Annotated in this window: 11 protein-coding genes and 2 pseudogenes; 7 read left to right on the top strand and 6 right to left on the bottom strand. The window is 70.1% G+C overall.

Features of this window, described 5'->3' with window-relative positions; translation table 11 throughout:
* Positions 1-152: 152 nt before the first annotated feature.
* A pseudogene (locus tag OG241_RS05875) lies at positions 153-290 on the bottom strand (IS481 family transposase); the annotation flags it as partial.
* A gap of 141 nt (positions 291-431) precedes the next feature.
* Between OG241_RS05875 and OG241_RS05870 the strand changes: the two are divergent.
* Entirely contained in the window at positions 432-830 is a 399-nt protein-coding gene (locus tag OG241_RS05870) for an integrase core domain-containing protein (protein ID WP_405814070.1), read from the top strand.
* Positions 831-928: 98 nt separating this feature from the next.
* Positions 929-2,218 carry an IS256 family transposase gene (locus tag OG241_RS05865; protein ID WP_405812607.1) on the top strand — a complete coding sequence of 430 codons (1,290 nt, stop codon included), beginning with the start codon at positions 929-931 and terminating at the stop codon, positions 2,216-2,218.
* Positions 2,219-2,260: 42 nt separating this feature from the next.
* On the opposite strand, the gene OG241_RS05860 is transcribed toward OG241_RS05865, so the two are convergent.
* From OG241_RS05860 to OG241_RS05845, 4 genes are read right to left on the bottom strand one after another with little or no spacing between them, the layout of a single operon-like run.
* Positions 2,261-3,835 (bottom strand): hypothetical protein, encoded by a 1,575-nt coding sequence (locus OG241_RS05860; RefSeq protein WP_405814069.1) that lies wholly within the window; start codon positions 3,833-3,835, stop codon positions 2,261-2,263.
* A gap of 1 nt (position 3,836) precedes the next feature.
* Entirely contained in the window at positions 3,837-5,465 is a 1,629-nt protein-coding gene (locus OG241_RS05855) for a hypothetical protein (RefSeq protein ID WP_405814068.1), read from the bottom strand.
* A gap of 49 nt (positions 5,466-5,514) precedes the next feature.
* Complete coding sequence (locus OG241_RS05850; RefSeq protein ID WP_405814067.1) at positions 5,515-6,090, bottom strand: hypothetical protein; 576 nt, start codon at positions 6,088-6,090, stop codon at positions 5,515-5,517.
* Positions 6,087-8,747, bottom strand: coding sequence for a TIR domain-containing protein (locus OG241_RS05845; RefSeq protein ID WP_405814065.1), 2,661 nt, complete (start codon positions 8,745-8,747; stop codon positions 6,087-6,089). The genes OG241_RS05850 and OG241_RS05845 overlap by 4 nt, the downstream gene beginning before the upstream one ends.
* 158 nt (positions 8,748-8,905) lie before the next feature.
* Between OG241_RS05845 and OG241_RS05840 the strand changes: the two genes are divergently transcribed.
* The 5 genes and pseudogenes from OG241_RS05840 to OG241_RS05820 all read left to right on the top strand — a co-directional run.
* Positions 8,906-9,088 (top strand): hypothetical protein, encoded by a 183-nt coding sequence (locus tag OG241_RS05840; protein ID WP_405814064.1) that lies wholly within the window; start codon positions 8,906-8,908, stop codon positions 9,086-9,088.
* Positions 9,089-9,228: 140 nt separating this feature from the next.
* Positions 9,229-10,602 (top strand): helix-turn-helix domain-containing protein, encoded by a 1,374-nt coding sequence (locus tag OG241_RS05835; RefSeq protein WP_405814062.1) that lies wholly within the window; start codon positions 9,229-9,231, stop codon positions 10,600-10,602.
* A complete protein-coding gene (locus tag OG241_RS05830) occupies positions 10,599-12,305 on the top strand; it encodes a hypothetical protein (RefSeq protein ID WP_405814060.1) in 1,707 nt (568 codons plus the stop codon). Before OG241_RS05835 ends, OG241_RS05830 begins: the two co-directional genes overlap by 4 nt.
* Positions 12,306-12,440: 135 nt before the next feature.
* Positions 12,441-12,575 (top strand): hypothetical protein, encoded by a 135-nt coding sequence (locus tag OG241_RS05825; protein ID WP_405814059.1) that lies wholly within the window; start codon positions 12,441-12,443, stop codon positions 12,573-12,575.
* A gap of 27 nt (positions 12,576-12,602) precedes the next feature.
* Positions 12,603-12,785, top strand: a pseudogene (locus tag OG241_RS05820) (transposase); the annotation flags it as partial.
* A 186-nt stretch (positions 12,786-12,971) separates the two neighbouring features.
* Here the strand turns inward: OG241_RS05820 and OG241_RS05815 are convergent.
* The gene (locus tag OG241_RS05815; RefSeq protein WP_405826889.1) at positions 12,972-13,253 is read right to left on the bottom strand and encodes a hypothetical protein; all 282 of its coding nucleotides are present in this window, start codon (positions 13,251-13,253) and stop codon (positions 12,972-12,974) included.
* Positions 13,254-13,503: the final 250 nt, after the last annotated feature.

Below are 13,503 nucleotides of genomic sequence, written 5' to 3'. Positions count from 1 at the left end.
CCAGCAACGCACCTGGGTCCTGGGAACGCAGCGCCCTGCGTGAGCCTTCGAGATCCGGTATGTCGCAGCCCCTCTCCCCGGTCGCGGTGGTGATGAGCGGCTCTCAACTCCGCTTCTCGCCGCTGTCGTGCCCGGCGTCCGCCGTGCGCTCCCAGCAGGGCATCGGCCTGGGAGCGCAGGAAGTCCGCCCAGGTACTGGACGTTCGCTCGGGTGCCGGCGGGATCCCGGCGTCCTTGAGGATCTCCCAGACCGTGGACGCCGCCACTTTCACGCCGAGGACGAGCAGTTCACTTCATCGAAACCATCACCCTGACCGGGCAGCGGCAGTACGTCCTGGCCGTCATCGAGCACGCAACCCTCCGCATCCGCGTCCTGGGTACCACCGCGCACCCCACCGCGGGCTGAGTGACCCAGGCGCGAGCACCTCGTCATGGACCTTGAGGACGTGGGCGCGCACGCCGCCTACCTGATCCGCGAGCGCGACGCGAAGTACCCTGCCCTGATCGACGAGACCCTCGCCGATGTCGGCATCCAGAGTGTGTTCACCGGCGACCGCATGCCAAGGATGAACTCGATTGTGGAGAGATGGGTGCTCAGCCTCCGCTGCGAGCTCCTCGACCGCATCCTCATCTGGAACGCTCACGACCTGCGCCATGCCCTGAGCGAGCGGTTCTACAACGAGCACCGCACCCACCGCTCCCTGCAGGCAGCCGCGCCGCTGCGCGCACTCCCCGAAACCATCACCGGCCCCAGGGAGATCGCTCGCCTCGACATACGTCGACACGACCGCCTCGGCGGAGTGATCCACGAGTACCAACAGGCCGCTTGAGCTGCACGGACGTGATTCCAGGCACGCACAGGTCCCGCGCCTGTCCTACGGGGACTGTAAAACGTTCGGTGTAACTCCCGATCATGGAAGATGCATCGATGACCAGCAACAACGTGACTGAGCCCGAGGCCGTCGAGCCGTCTGAGGCGCCGGCGAAGTCTGTGGACAACCGACTGATTGACGAGCTGGTGGGCCGGGCTCAGGCCGAGGGCCTTCAGCTGACCGGCGAGGGCGGGCTGCTCCAGCAGCTGACCAAGCGGCTCCTGGAGTCCGCTCTCGAGGGTGAGATCACCGACCATCTCGGCTATGACAAACACGATCCGGCCGGGAAGAACGGCGGCAACTCACGGAACGGCACCCGGGCCAAGACCGTGTTGACCGATGTCGGCCCGGTGGAGATAGCCGTGCCCCGCGACCGGGAAGGCAGCTTCGAGCCGAAGATCGTCAAGAAGCGGCAGAAGCGTCTGTCCGGCGTGGACGAGATGGTCATCTCGCTCGCGGCGAAGGGCCTGACGACCGGTGAGGTCCAGGCCCACCTGGCCGAAGTCTATGGGGCCGAGGTGTCCCGGCAGACGATCTCAACGATCACCGACAAGGTTCTCGACGGGATGGCCGAATGGCAGAACCGGCCCCTCGACGCCGTCTATCCCGTGATCTTCATTGACGCCATCCACGTGAAGATCCGTGACGGGGCGGTTGCCAACAGGCCCATTTACGTGGCCCTGGCGGTCACTGTCGAGGGTCGGCGGGACATCCTCGGGCTGTGGGCGGGCGACGGCGGCGAGGGCGCCAAGCACTGGATGCACATCCTCACCGAGATCAAGAATCGCGGTGTGAACGACGTCCTCATGCTGGTCTGCGACGGGCTCAAGGGCCTGCCTGACGCGGTCGAGGCCGTCTGGCCCCGCACCACGGTCCAGACCTGCGTGGTGCACCTGCTGCGGAACTCATTCCGTTATGCCGCCCGCCAGGACTGGGACAAGATCGCCCGCGTCCTCAAGCCCGTCTACACCGCGGCGACCGAGGAGGCCGCACTCGAGCGGTTCGCCGAGTTCGCCGATGCCTGGGGCCGGAAGTATCCGGCGATCGTGCGGCTCTGGGAGAACGCGTGGGAGGAGTTCACCCCGTTCCTCCGCTTCGACACCGAGATCCGGCGCATCGTCTGCACCACCAACGCGATCGAGTCCGTCAACGCCAGGATCCGGCGGGCGGTCAAAGCCCGCGGACATTTCCCCACCGAGCAGGCCGCATTGAAGTGCGTCTACATGGCCATCACGTCCCTGGACCCCACCGGCAAGGGACAAGCCCGCTGGACCATGCGCTGGAAGACCGCACTCAACGCCTTCGACATCACCTTCGACGGCCGCCTCTCGGCAGCCCGTCAGTAACTCCAACAACCCCAGTTACACCGCTCGTTTGACAGACCCGTCCTACGGCTGGTCGTGCATCCGTGTCGTCGACGGGCCGAAACGGATTTCCTCTCCGGCGAGATGAGCGAGGCTGAGGTTCAGCAGTTCCTGGCGTTCGGCGAGGAAGTCGGCGTCCTCCACGAGTGCCGGGCTGTCGACGTACATCTCGGCGAACGCGGCCTTGTGCACCCGTACACCCGCGTGGGACAGCGGTCGGATCAGAAGGGCCGGGAGGCTCTCGTCGGGAGTCTTGACCGTGCCCACCAGGAAGGGGACCACGCGACCGAACGACTCGATCCGCAGGAACACGTGGTGGAAGCGGGCGTCGGGCCGGCTGAGCCACAGATCCAGGTGCGGGGCGAGCGGCACGTCGAGCAGGAGCGCGGTGGTGCGTGGCCAGGAGCCCTGTAGCCAGGGTGCCAGGTGGGGTTCGGCGAACAGGGACAGAGGAGCGACGGCGAACACCGGGAGCGCCGGGTCCGTGAGCGTTTCGGGGCCGGGGAGCTCCAGCAGTTCGACGACGTGTCCCGTCGGCTCGACCACCGTCCGCCGGGCCACCGTGGTGATGCCGGCGGCCCAGGGCGAAGAGTCCGGCGTCATCGTGTAGTTGGCGGCGAGAGCGGCGGTTCGGCGGTGGGTGAGGAACAGATGGGGGTCGGTCAGGTCGGCCACCATCAGTCCCGGATCCGTGCCGCGCGGCAACAGCCGCGCCAGGAGCGGCGGTGCCACAGTGAACGCCTCGCTCTCCGCGTTCCCCAGCACGACACTCGCGACCTCCGACTGCCGTCTGCGGTGGCCAGGTCGGAGGTCCAGCCGACCGCCGATGCGGTGGGCCGCGGCGAGCAGCGCGGGGGTCAGTTCGAGGTGCTCGTCGAGCGTCAGCGTCAGGAGCCCGGCTGTGCGCAGGGCGTCCGCGATGGTGTCGTACATGACCTGATTGACCCGCTGCCACACGTCCTCCAACGCGGGATCGAACAGCGCGGCGGAGAGAGATGCGGCGGTGATCAGTCCGTGCAGCCGCTCGTCCCGTTCCGCCTCGGCGGTCAGCAGGGCCACGGCCTGCTCCCAGTTGGGCGGGCGTCTGCGGAGGAACGCGAACCGGGAGTCGGGCAGGTCACGGTCACGGATGTCCGCGAGCGAGAAGCTGTGCAGACCGGCGCGGAGCGCGGTGGCGATGGCCGTCGTCTGCATGCAGGCGCGGCACAGCGTGTGCGCGGCGTGAAAACGGAGATAGGGGCTCTTGATCCCGCCGACCAGGCTCTCCAACGCGTCGTAGTGTGGCCCGTATTCGGGATAGCCGCGCACCAGGTCGGCGCGCGTCCACGCGAGCGCGGCGGCGGGCAGCCAGGACGCGAAGGCCTCCTGCACGTTCGTGCTCGCCCGGGTCAGCAGCTCGGCCGACTCCCCGTACCGCGCCTGCCCGGTGGCCTTGCCCAGCTCGTGGTAGACACGTGCGACAGCGCCGTAACTCGTCGAATCCTGCAGCTGCTTGTGGTGGGACTCGTGCGCCGACGCGAACTGCGTGCTCCTGGGATCGTCGCCGGGCTGGGAGATCCACCAGCCGTCGTGGTCGAAGGCGCCCGAGGAGGTACCCATGTCAGGCCGCCCAGAAGCCGATGACGGCTTCCTCACCGACGAGATGACCGACCACGACGGGGACCAGATGCTCCTCGTCGCGGCCGAGCACGGCGAGATCCGACCGCAGCCGCTCGCCCGAGGTGTAGTGGATCCAACTCGCAATCGCCTGGCCCGCAGCGAAGCCGCACGGCAGCAGCAGAAGCGGATCGTCGCCCAGCCGCACACATAGGACGAAAGACTCGTGCTCCTCGTCACGTACGGCGATCAGCGCGTACCGCAGCGGATGACCGGACTCCAGCAGGACCGGCACGGTACGCCGGGGGAGGGTGTCGAACAGCGCCGTCGTCTCGCCCAGCGTGCGCAGCCTCGGCAGCCACGCGGCGGCCCAGGATCCCCGAAGGCTGCACGCGAGCGAGTAGTTCACCACGACGCCCAGGTCGGTGCCCGCCGCCGGGATCTCGGCGAGCTGCCCCGGGTCGTCGACGACGAAGAGCTCCACCGGGCGCCCGGTGCGCTCGTCCGCCGGCACCAGGACGGCCACCACGGGAGTGAGGGGGGCGAGGTCCGTGAGATGGCCGGCGTCGAGGTCGAACTGCACCCGCAGGCGCTCCAGGGAGCGGACGCAGACGTACACATGCGTACGAGGGGACGCGCCCGATGTCAGCGCGGTGGCCCCGCGGTCGGCCCAGCGCCGGACCTTGGCCGGGCGGGGTGTGCGCAGCGTGAGATTCTCCAGCTCGAACAGGCTCAACGCGTCCGTGCGGAAACTACCGGGCGGCACGAAGATCCGCTCCGCCTCCGGGACGACCCCGCGCAGTGCCTTCAACGTCTCCTCACTGGCCGCCATCATCTCCTCGATCTTCGGTGTGGCGAAGCCCAGTTCGCGCAGCGCGCTGGACGCCGTGTTGAATGTGACCGCCTGGAGATGGTCCCAGACCTCGGTGCCGAAGGCGCCGACGCCCTCGATGTCGGCGGTGGCCGTGTGCCGCAACCGCTCCCACACTTCGGAGCCGAGGGTGTCGGCCAGCATCCGTTCCAACTCCGTCCACAGGCCGCTGTTCTGCCCGCGCAGGGCGCGGAAACGGGCGTCGGGACTGTCCGAGTCGCGCAGGACCCGTGCGGGCGGGGAGAATCCCGCAAAGCCGCACTCGGCCAGCCGGTCCAGGATTGGCGTCTGCATGCACGCCATCAGCGCGCTGTCGACCGCGACGCTGTGCCAGTAGGGGCGCGACTCCGGATCCGGGCCGGTCCGCTGGGCGAGTTCGTGGAAGCGGACGTACTCCGGATAGCCGGCGAGCAGCTCGTCCGGCATCAGCTCGGAACGTGAGCAGATCCCGAAGACCGAGGCGTGGGTGGCGTACGCCTCATGGGTGGTACGGCAGCGCTCGACCAGCTCTCTCAGCGTGTCCAGGTATGTCGGATCGCCGGTCTTGAGGTGGGCGACATGGAAGGCGAGCAGCGCCGTGCCCCAGGCGCTGGAGGCATTGAGCGCGGCATGCTCCGCCTCGTGCTGGGTGGGCATCATGGCGTGAAGGAGGCCGGTCCCGGCTATGTGGACCACGTTCCAGCCACTGTAGGTGTACGAGCCGGTCATGACATGGGCGTCCGGACTGGTCAGGCCCAGGACATGCGAGAGGTGGCCGTCCACCGGGGCTCCTTTCCGTACGAGACGATCGTCGACGAGTCGGCCCGACGCCTCAGTTCCGGTCTCGGGCGGCCGGCGGCGGCACCACGCTCAGCGTGGTGCCGCCGCTCGCGGCGAAGGGGGAGTGGAGCACGGAGGCTGCGAGTTCCTCGCCGAACTCCCTGAAGTCCTCGGCGTTGATCTGCGTCACGAGGTCGTCGGGGAGGACGAACGGCCCCGGGCGCAGCCGCAGTTCGAGCCGGAGTCCCGCCTCTCCCGCCGTGACGGGACTGGCCGGCAGGTACGCGACTGCGGGCAGGCAACGAGCCGCCAGCGTGACCGAGGTGGTGTCCGACACGGCGCCGGAGCCGACGATCGCCGCGGCCAACACCGCTTGCAGCAGCCGTTCTCGGTTGCCCGGTGTGCCGAGGTCGACCCAGCTCCGGTCGTCGGTCAGCTCCAGTCGCTCCTGCGTGTGTTCGCGTCCGCTCTCCCACGACAGTCCGCACACGCGGGTGACCGCGTGGATGAACTCACCGTCGTCCACGGTCGTCACCGTGGCCGCGATGCGCTCGAGTTCCGCGCGGTGCAGGCGGTCACCGTCCACCTGGGCGGCCTTCTTGAGGGCGTCGATCGAGTCGTCGGTCACTGTTCTGCGCTGCCTTTCGTCGGGTTCGGCCGGTCGAGCCACTGGCGTACGCGGGCCAACTCCTTCTCGAAGCGCCCGGGATGGCGTTCGGTGACCCGCTCGTAGTGGACGAGCGCCGCTGCCGCCAGCTCCCGGGCGTCCGTGGGACGCCCTGCCCGCGCCGACAGCAGGGCGAGGTTGTACGAGGTCGCCGCGAGCTGCGGCTCATAGGCGTCGGGGCGTGCGGTGGCCAGTTCCTCGCGCAGGGAAAGGGCCTGCGCGCCGACCTCCAGGGCCTCCTGCAGGTCGGTCGTCAGGGTGGCGAGGGTGTCCAACGCGTCGGCGCGCAGTGACAGATGGGCCGGACGGTTGGCCTCGACCAGCGTGCCGGTGAGCCGCACCGCCTGCCGCGCGTGTGCGAGCGCGGTCACCGGGTCGCCATGCTGGCCCGCCCGGATGGCCTGGTTGTTGAGGGCGGTGGCCAGTCCCGCCGTATGCCGTCGATCGGTGCTCGGCGGGAGAGCGCTGTACCGCTCCACGGCGGCGGCGCCCGCGGCGAGGGCTTCCGGGTGCCGGCCGGTGTCGCTCAGCAGCAGGGCCAGAACGGCCTGTGCCTCGGCGAGTTCGGGCAGGAGCGCCGGATCGGTGGTACTCAGCGAGGAGTAGAGGCCGACCGCCTCCTCGGCCGCCGCCAGCGCCTCCTCCAGGTGTGCGCCCAGAGAGCTGTGGCGCCCGGCGAACCGGCGGGCGAGCAGTGCGGCCTTGCGTGGGTCGCCATCGGCTCGGGCGCGGTGCGCGGTGCGTGCCCACCGGGTGATGTCCGCCGCGAGTTCGGCCAGCACCACGCTGCGCTGGGGCAGCGCCGCTAACGCCCGCTCCAGCACGGCCGGTTCGGCGTCCCGGAGCGTGGCGGCGATCTCCGTGACGAACGCGGCGGGTTCCTCCAGGGCGAGCGTGGCGTCCAGCGCCAGCGGCGCCAATCGGCCGGGCTCGGTGCGCAGGGCAGCCGCGATACAGCCCTCCACGCGGCGATCACGGGCGATCGCGCGCCCCAGGACGGTGAGGGCCCTGACGGCCTGGGTGTCGGACACCGACCGCAGACACTCCAGGAAGTCCGGGTACCGGATCACCACCTGCGCGGCTTGGACCTCGCCGAGCCGCCGCGGCCGCAGGGCGTTGAGCGCGGCCGGCCCTTGGTACATCGACTGGGCCCAGCCGATGTACTTCTCCACCGTCCACCCCTCGGCCCCACGGAACGCCGGCAGCGCGCCCAACGTTCTGACTGCCTCGGTGTGGTCGGCGGCGCCGAAGAGAGTGGCGGCGGCGGCCGTCTGGTCGAACCGGCCGGGATCCGCGGGCGCCAGCTGAAACGCCTCTGCCGTGCGCCGCCAGTAGCCGCGTTCGAGATCCAGCAGGCGGCCGAACACGTCGGGCCGCGCCCCTGACGAACCGTTCACCCGGCCCCCGTTCAGGTCCAACACGCTTTCCAGCGCGGCGCCGTGCAGATCCAGCGGGCTCTCGAAGGCCTGCGGTGCGGGGGCCGGCGGTGGGACCGCGGGCAGGACGATGTTCAGCCGGGTGGCGAAGGCGTCCATGGCCCGGGCGAACTCCCGCTTGCGTGCCGCCTGTTCCAAGTCCGGCGCGGACAGCGACACGGTCTTGACACGGCCGTGCAGATCCGCCGCCCGGTCGTCGTCGACCTGGATCCGGTTGAGCCAGTCCCCGCCCGAGCGCGCGAGCAGCAGCAGCCGTACCGGCGGCGCCGAACCGGGCCGCCGGGCCAGGGCGGTGAAGGCGGCGGACAGTTCCTCCTGGCGCGACTCGGCGGCGTCGAACACGAGGAGGGTGGGCCGGACTAGGCCGTGGATCCGCTCCAGGACCGACGGCGGGGCGCCCGGAGCGATGAGTCCCGCCGTCCACTTCTCGCTCCGCAGTCGCTCGCACACCTCGCGAGCCAGCCGGCTCTTGCCCTGCCCCGCGCCCCCGGTGAGTAGCAGCACAGAAGCCGACGCGGCCCCCTCGCTCCAATCCAGCAGGATCTTCAACCCCCGCCGACCCGTGGGTTCTTCGAAGGGGACGACCTGGTGCTCGGGGCGCAGAAGAGCGCTGGGCAGACCCAAGGGAGGCGCGGCGGGAGGGCGTTCCAGCAGTACGTCCAGCCGGAGGTCCGGAACCCACCGCTCCACTACGGCGGCCAGACGGTCCAGGTCCGTGTCGGCGGAGCGATGGTGCAGCCGTACGCCGTGTTGGTGAGCCAACTGCTCGATGTCCGGCGGGAGTTGCTCGGCCTGTGGGGCGGGCGCTCCGGTGACGTACACGGGGATGACGCGCAAGCCCTCAGTGAAGGCCAGTTGGATCTCCCGGCGTACCCAGTCCTCCGGCTGCCACAGGCGCCGCGCGCCCTCGGCGTCGCGGGTGTCCAGCCAGCTCTCGCCGATGACGGCGATCAGTACGGTGCACTCCTTGAGGCGGCCCAGGATCTGGTCCCGGAAGTCCCTGCCCGGAGTGTTGGAGCGACTGGCACGGAACACGTTGTCGGGGCCGAGCCGCTCCGCGAGGAGCCGGTCGATGAGGACGGCCACGTAGGGCTCGTCGGAGTTGCGGTAGTTGATGAAGACTCCGGTCACCCCGACGGCACCTCGCATCGAGTCGGATCGAGTTCGGCGAATGCTGCTCATAGTGGCAGATCACCTCCAATGATCTGCTGTTGCCGGAGGGTTGGAAGCCGTTGCCCGGTGTTGCCTGTTGCCAGTCCGGCCTGACGATTGGCAACCCCTTCAGCCGAGTGCGGAGGGCGTAGACGCTGAAGGCACTCACCAGGGGAGGTGGCAGCTCCGTGGAACGGATCCCGAGCGGAAACAAAGGCCTGATCGCTGCAGTGGCTTGGCTGGTCAACGCGCACCAGCTGGTCGCCCTGTTCACCTACGCGGGACAGTCGGGCCACGGCACCGAGGTGGTCCTCGGCGGGCTCGCCCTGTGGCTCCTGCTGCGCGGCGGATCGCGGTCCGACTCCCGATGAACCGGCTGTCGAGCGCGTCTTGTCGGGAGAGATCTCTTGTGTCACCGTTCAGTGACACCCTGTGTTCACGGCGGCGTGGTCCCAAGGGCCGCTTACCCGCCCTGGGTTCGGGGACGCCTCGTCGTGAGCCGGGAGCCGTCGTGGACGTCAGGGATTCCTTCGGACCAGCGCTTCGGCAGCGCCGGATGGCGGCCGGTCTGTCACTGACCGTGCTGGCCGGCCGAACCCACTACAGCAAGGGCTACTTGAGCCGCGTGGAGACCGGGGGCAGGCGGCCTACGGCAGCGCTGGCCCGCCGCTGCGACGCGGCCCTGGGCGCCGAGGGCGAACTGGCCGGCCTGGTTCCCCCGGACCGCGCCGACGCCGGACCGACGGCTCCGGCACTCGGCATCCAGAGCATCGTGGGCCTCGACATCCACGCGGGCCTCGAAGCCGACGCAGGCAACGACGACGAGATATGGATCATGGGCATGGGACGAGGCGGTTCGATCTGGTTTCAACCCGCCGACCGGCGGCAGGCGGTCGGCATCGGCGTGACCTCCCTGCTGTCGCTCGGCCTGGCGGTCCCCGGGGCGTCGGCACCGAAAGGGCTGGACGCGGAGACCACGGTGTCCACGTTCGCCGAACTCTTCCCACTCGTGCGGCGCCTGGGCCAGCGGGCGAGTCCCGCCGCCGTCCTGCCCTCACTCATCGCCCAGACCCACACCCTCCAGACGGTCGCCGAACACGCCGACGGCCGTTGGCGGTCGGAGAGTTACCTGCTCGCCTCCCGCTATGCCGAGTACGCGGGCTGGATGGCGCAGGAGGCCGGACGCGACGACATGGCGATATGGTGGACCGACCGGGCCGTAGTCCTCGCCAAACGGGGCGGCGACCTCGAACTCGCCGCCTACGGACTCGTCCGCCACGCCCTGATCAGGATGAACGCCGGCGACGCCCTCGCCACAATCGCCCTGGCGCAGCGGGCCCAGGCGGCACCCGCGGCAGGCACCCGGGTGCGGGGACTGGCCGCCCTGCGCGAGGCACAGGGACACGCACTGGCCGGCGCCTACGGGGAGTGCCGGCACGCGCTGGACCGGGCACGCTCCCTGCTCGACGACTCGCCGGGCGACGAACCCACTCGCGTCCTGGGCACGTCGAGCGGTGGGGATCCGGTGTCGCTGGCCACCGCCGGATGCCTGTACGACCTCGGCAGGCCCGCCGAGGCGGCCGAGATGTTCGACCGGGAACTGAGCGCCATACCCGACGAGTCCCGTCGGCTCAAGACCCGTTGGGCGACCCGGCAGACTCTCGCGCGGGCGGCCGCGGGGGACATCGACCACGCCTGCGCGCTGCTGCGTGAGCTGCTCCCCGGTTTCGCCGCCACCGCTTCCTGGAGCATACGGACCGATCTCCTGGCTCTCGCTCGCGTGTTGGCCCGCCGCTGCGACCAGCCCGCGGTACGGGACGTGTACCCCCTGCTCACCTCGATGCTGCACACCCCGCATCCCGACGACCGTGCGAGTGGATCATGACCGGTGAGGGCAGGCCCGACGGCAACGAGAACGATCCGTGGGACGAGGATCATCTCGCCTTCTTCCTCGACGGCTTGACGGGCAGTACGGGCGCGTACCGCCCCCGCCGCTTCGAGTTGCGCGGCGACGGCAAGGACGGGGTGCGCGACCGGGTGCTGCACGCGCACGAAGCGCACCACGCGATGCTGAACGACAGCACCACCTGGGGGATCGCGCTGCATCTGACCGCACGGCACAGGCCGTGGCAGGCGCTCGGTCTGCCACTGCGTGACGCCTGCCGGACCGTGCACGAGTCCTTCGCCACCTTTATGAGCGTCAGTGCGGTCTCCGGCCGATTCCCTCAGGCGGAACGCGTGTTGGAGCAATACCCGGACTACCAGCCCCTGTACGTACGTACGGCCGCCGCGGTGGCGCAGGTGGCCGGACCGCACCGACAGGCCCTGGCCGTCTCGGCGTTGGCCCGGGCCAGCATGCAGACGCCGGTCCTGCAACGGCTGTCGGAGACATGGCCGGACGGGTTCACGCTCAGCCTGTTGCGCGAGGTCGACCGGCCGGACGGGCGCTGGAACCGGCTGCTGCGCGGCGACCGTGGCGCGCTCATGGGGGCGGCCGCGAGGGCCGTCGACCAAGAGGTCGCCACTGCCTTCGGAGACGAGGCGCTGACGGCCGACAGGCCCGAAGCCGATCCGTCCGCCGCCGTGGCCGACGCCTTCGACGACGCCTGGGAACGGTGGGAGGACCTCATCTACCGCAGGGTGGCGGAGGAGTTGCGGGGCATGGGGGCCACCGTGCTGCCTTTCCTCGGCGGGCGTACGGAGGCCGTCGAACTGGCGGACCGCATCCAGGCGGACGACCCCGACGGTCCCCCCGTGCGCGTTCAGCCACCGGATGTCCCGCACGTCGACGACGCCACGTTCGAGGCCTCGCTCGTCCGCCAGGCACGCCACTGGATCGTGCCGGAGCCGAGGCCGGCCCAACTCATCACCTTGGGGCCCGACGTGGACCCCGAAGAGGTCGTCAGGGTCGTCGACGCGAGCGCGCGGATCGCGGGCCGTCCGTCCCTGGTGACTGCGGTCCGCCTCCCCGCGCGGCTCCTGGAGGGCTACGCCTTCGACGCCCGGGCCGAGGAGACGCTCGCCCGCCTTGAGGGACCCACCGTCGCCGTCCGTGCGGTGGCGGACGACGGGGCGGGAGGCGACGCCGTATGGCACACCCTGCTGCGGGAGCCGGCCGATCTCGACCGGCTGGCGGAGCTCTGGGCGGACCGCGGCCCGCTGCTGCACTGTGTCGCCGCCAGTTGTCTGTTCGACCGTGGCTGGCAGTCCGCCTGGCTGCCCGCGCTGGAGGAAACCGGCAGGCTCTTCGTGCTGTTGGACGTCGGGGTCGTGTCCGTCCTGCCGTCGTGGCCCGACGGCACTGTGCTCAGCGGCCTCTACCTCGACCTCGGCGGCTCGGACTGGAACCGGCGAGGTCTGCTCCTGGCCTCCGATCACCACACCGGGGTGTGGCTCGCGGTCGGCGACGAGACGGGCATAGAGACCCTGGTCAGCCAGCTGTCCCACACGGAGTCGCTGCACCTGCGCATGGAGGGAGCCGACTGGACGGACTGGGCCGAGTCGCTGCAACCGATGCTCGTCCATCTCTTCGCCACCGAGTCCTTCTTCGACGCCGCCGCGCTGGAGCCACCTCCCGACGGCATGTGACGGAGACGACAGCACGAGGAAGGGGGCCGGGGCGTGGTCACCCAGCAGCTCACGCAGGTCGAACCGCACGTAGTCCGAGTTGGACCTCGTGGGGATGCACGCGACGGATCAGTGAGCGGTTGGTAGCGTTCCGGCATGACCGAACGCGAGCATCGTGTCGTCGTTGAAGAAATTCGGATCACCACACCCCGGCTCGTCCTACGCTCCTGGACCGTCGAGGACGCGGCGGACGCCCTGCGAATCTACGGCGCCGCGGACGTCGCCCAGTAGCTGGCCCACGACCGGCTGCGTGGACGGGTGCGTGAGCGGGAGGGCCGTGAGGCGGAGCCGACGGCCGGGATCATCGATGCGCAGTCGGTGAAGGCCGCGGCTTCGGTGCCGTCCGTCTCACGCGGCTACGACGGCGGGAAGAAAGTGGGCGGCCGCAAGCGGCACATCGTGACCGGCTGCCTCGGCCTGCTCCTGGTCGTCGCGGTCACCGCCGCGAACATCGGCGACCGCGGCGCCGCGGCGGGCTTGCTTTCGAGCGCACCCCCTCGACCTTCGCCGACGTCGTCCCAAGGCCCTACGCCCTCGCGATCTCCTTGGCCTTCAGCGGCCCCTGGCCCGTCGGCTGCCGCTCGTCGAGCACGCCCAGGATCCGCTGGTAGTCCGGCGCAGGCACCGTCACCGGCAGTCCCTCGCGCCAAGGAGGCACGATCGAGCCCGGCACCGGCGCGGGCGGGGCACGGGTTTCCGCTCCGCCTCAGTCCCGGTCACGGCGGTGGTCTCGGCAGCCGAGGCTGCCAGGGCCTCGACCAGTTCTTCCCGCGCGATCACCCGCCGGTCCAGCCCGATCTCCGCAGCCTCCAACACCCCGGCCAACCGGGCGACTTCCTCCCGCAGTCCTTCCACCCGCACACGGACCGCGGCCTCCCGCTCCTCCAGCATTCCCAGCACCGACGCCATCGCGTACCCCTCGCTCACGGAGCGGAAACAAGACGCCGCGTGCCTCCCTCGCTACGAGCGAAACCATGCCTGACCAGCAGAGATCAAGCGATCATGTTCGGTCGAGATACGGCTTCTCGGTCAAACACCCGTACAAGCAAGGGACTTGAGGCCGCCCTGGTTCAGCCTGTGAATGTTCGCTTGCGAATCCTGTGAGAGGTGTTGACGCTGATCACTGGAACCCTAATCATCCAATTGCTCGACACTTCGA

It is taken from the genome of Streptomyces sp. NBC_01390, assembly GCF_045040105.1.
In the GTDB taxonomy this organism is placed as follows: domain Bacteria; phylum Actinomycetota; class Actinomycetes; order Streptomycetales; family Streptomycetaceae; genus Streptomyces.
Note: the sequence above shows the minus strand (reverse complement) of the source record. Positions and strands in the feature narration are given on the sequence as shown.

Bases quoted from the DNA above. Each gene is read 5' to 3' on its own strand.
- OG241_RS05870 (WP_405814070.1), top strand. From the start codon at position 432: ATGGACCTTGAGGACGTGGGCGCGCACGCCGCCTACCTGATCCGCGAG.
- OG241_RS05865 (WP_405812607.1), top strand. From the start codon at position 929: ATGACCAGCAACAACGTGACTGAGCCCGAGGCCGTCGAGCCGTCTGAG.
- OG241_RS05860 (WP_405814069.1), bottom strand. From the start codon at position 3,835: ATGGGTACCTCCTCGGGCGCCTTCGACCACGACGGCTGGTGGATCTCC.
- OG241_RS05845 (WP_405814065.1), bottom strand. From the start codon at position 8,747: ATGAGCAGCATTCGCCGAACTCGATCCGACTCGATGCGAGGTGCCGTC.
- OG241_RS05830 (WP_405814060.1), top strand. From the start codon at position 10,599: ATGACCGGTGAGGGCAGGCCCGACGGCAACGAGAACGATCCGTGGGAC.
- OG241_RS05825 (WP_405814059.1), top strand. From the start codon at position 12,441: ATGACCGAACGCGAGCATCGTGTCGTCGTTGAAGAAATTCGGATCACC.
- OG241_RS05815 (WP_405826889.1), bottom strand. From the start codon at position 13,253: ATGGCGTCGGTGCTGGGAATGCTGGAGGAGCGGGAGGCCGCGGTCCGT.